Here is a 2,342-nt window from a genome sequence, read left to right on the forward strand (position 1 = left end):
TTGAAATTCTAGATGCAAAATAGCATCAGCAACTCGCACAAAAAACAAGGCATCTGCCCGAATTGGTTCTGTGCTTAATTCGGTGTTGAGAATTTCTATATCTTCTGGTGGTTCCTGGTTCCACAACCAACGGGTAAAGGATTGGGGATATTGTTCCACCAAATATTTCAGGGTACTGTCATAACTCATAACACATAATAAAAACCGGAAGTTACAGGTTACAGGTTAGTTTAGATTACAGGTTAGTTTAGATTTAATTTCATGAAGGGTCAATTGGCTATAATAGTAGATTATGCTCGTCTATAGTAATCTTGCTCACTTAGGCAAGTGCGATCGCATAAGCCTCTGAGCCTCGTAAATATCTAAATCTAAAATACTTATCCAACATTCCGCCGGAACTCGGCAGGGGTGTGCCCGGTCCAACGCTTGAAGGCTCTGCGGAATGCACGATCTTCTGAGTAACCCAGCAAACAAGATATGGCTTCGATACTGAGTCTGGGGTCACTGAGGAACTGTTGTGCGTTTGCTTGACGAGTTTCGTCTAACAATTGCCGAACGGTGATACCATGGTCTTGGGTCAAGCGTTGTAAAGCACGAAGACTCATGTTCATCTTTCGTGCTAGAGCCTCTGCACCATATTCAGAACGTTCAGCATTGTGAGCGATCGCATCACGGACTCTAGATAGTTCCGGAGAATCACTAGAACCTGCTAACCGTTCTCGCACCAGGTCTAGATGGCTCTGGATATAACGAAATAGATCCGGATCAGGCTGTTTGGTGGGTAGGTCTAGGGCCCCTTGACGAAAGACAAAGGCATTGTGGGATTGTTGAAAGCATACTGGGGTACCAAAGAACTCCTCATAAACCTGGATTGGTCCGAAGGGCAGGTGATTAAAGTCCACGCGCACAAGGAGATCATCCGCTCCCAGAATTTCCCGCATATAGCGCAACCCCAAAGCTAGTCCCACTTCAGCCGCGCAACCCCCATCCTCGGCATCCATCGGATGATGCATTTGTAAAATTCCCTCTGAGGAGGACTCAATCAGGGCGATGTGCAGTTGATCCGATAGCACAGACCGATAGCGCACTAAGTTCTGCAACGCTTGTCTGAGATTTTCAGCATATCTAGCTCCATAGGCTAGTGTTCCAAAGTATGAGAAGGGAGTAGCACTGGCCATGTGGAGTGCGATCGCTTCTCCTGGGTAAGCCTTGGTCAGTAAGCGCCATACCGTTGGTACCAGGTGTTGAGACAGGTGGGCATCGGGATCGAGCAGATCGGTACGGGTTAGTCCTGTGGCGGCAGTGATCTGTTCCATGTCCACTCCCCGTGCCACTGCATAAGCTACGGTACTCGCCACCACGCTAGCTAGCATTTCGGGTTTGTGCAATCTGTCGCGAAATGTCCGTTTTGGTGCGCCCATTGTCCTTATCACACCTCTGTTAAAGATGGCAATTTGGTTATAGAAAGCTCTTAAGCATTCAGCTCTCAGCTCTCAGCCGTCAGCTTAAAACAAGCTATTCGACTGATCAGTTCAACGGACTCAAAGCCAAAGACTATAAATTCCTAGCTTGGGCGTTCCCGTAGCGTAGCCGAAAGGCCAGGGAACTGAGATTAAACGAATGCTTAGCTCTTTCATTCAAAAGCTGATAGTAGCACAGGCTTCGACGCTGGGAGTTAGCCCATTAGCTGTTCGCGTAGCGTGCGCGTAGCGCTTAAGCTGAATGCTTACTATTTCAAAACCATTATAGTGCCCCATGAGCTGCATTATTGGTTTGCCATTTGTAAGGCATTTGATGACAGGGTTGCACCTTTAAATTTAGTCAAGAAATTTTTCAGTAAAGCGAGATTAAAGGAGTAGAACAATGAGTGAATACAATGTAAACGATCGATTTGATGCCCAGGATCTCCTTAAGAAACCTGGTGAAGGAGAAAGGACAGCCACCGACATGATAATCATGGCCCGATCCAGAGACATGGGTGGTGATTTCTCAGTGATGCAGGGTGTGATCAATCCCGGTCACTTGCTGTCACCCCACAGCCATAAGTTTTGCGATCAACTGGTCTACGTGATCTCCAGTGAACTTGTGTTCGAGATTGGCGGTGCAGATGGACTAAGGTTCACAGCTCCTGCGGGAAGCTACGTCCAAAAGCCACGGGGCATTGTCCATGCTTTCTGGAACTCCACCGATACACCGGCTCATTACATCGAGCTGTCAGGTCAGGAAACCTTTGAGGGGTTTGTTGACTCCTTGAAGGGGGGCGATCGCAAGGGTCTCGCGAACGCAGAGCGGGACTGGGGCATGGTTTTTGCTCTCGACGAAATTCCAAGGCTGATCAAGGA

2 protein-coding genes and 1 pseudogene are annotated in these 2,342 nt (G+C 48.0%); 1 reads left to right on the top strand and 2 read right to left on the bottom strand.

The window, feature by feature from the left end:
• Positions 1–189 (bottom strand): annotated as a pseudogene (locus F6K20_RS34545) (hypothetical protein); the annotation flags it as partial.
• 188 nt (positions 190–377) lie between these two features.
• The gene (locus tag F6K20_RS34550; RefSeq protein WP_202799268.1) at positions 378–1,373 is read right to left on the bottom strand and encodes an AraC family transcriptional regulator; all 996 of its coding nucleotides are present in this window, start codon (positions 1,371–1,373) and stop codon (positions 378–380) included.
• 583 nt (positions 1,374–1,956) lie between these two features.
• On the opposite strand from F6K20_RS34550, the gene F6K20_RS34555 reads away from it, so the two are divergent.
• A partial coding sequence (locus F6K20_RS34555) for a cupin domain-containing protein (RefSeq protein ID WP_287297811.1) occupies positions 1,957–2,342 on the top strand: 386 nt, incomplete at its 3' end.

It is taken from the genome of Moorena sp. SIO2C4, from assembly GCF_010672485.1.
Classification (GTDB): domain Bacteria; phylum Cyanobacteriota; class Cyanobacteriia; order Cyanobacteriales; family Coleofasciculaceae; genus Moorena; species Moorena producens.

What these genes read in the sequence shown, in the direction of transcription:
- F6K20_RS34550 (WP_202799268.1), bottom strand. Translation starts at nt 1,373, where the DNA reads ATGCTAGCTAGCGTGGTGGCGAGTACCGTAGCTTATGCAGTGGCACGG.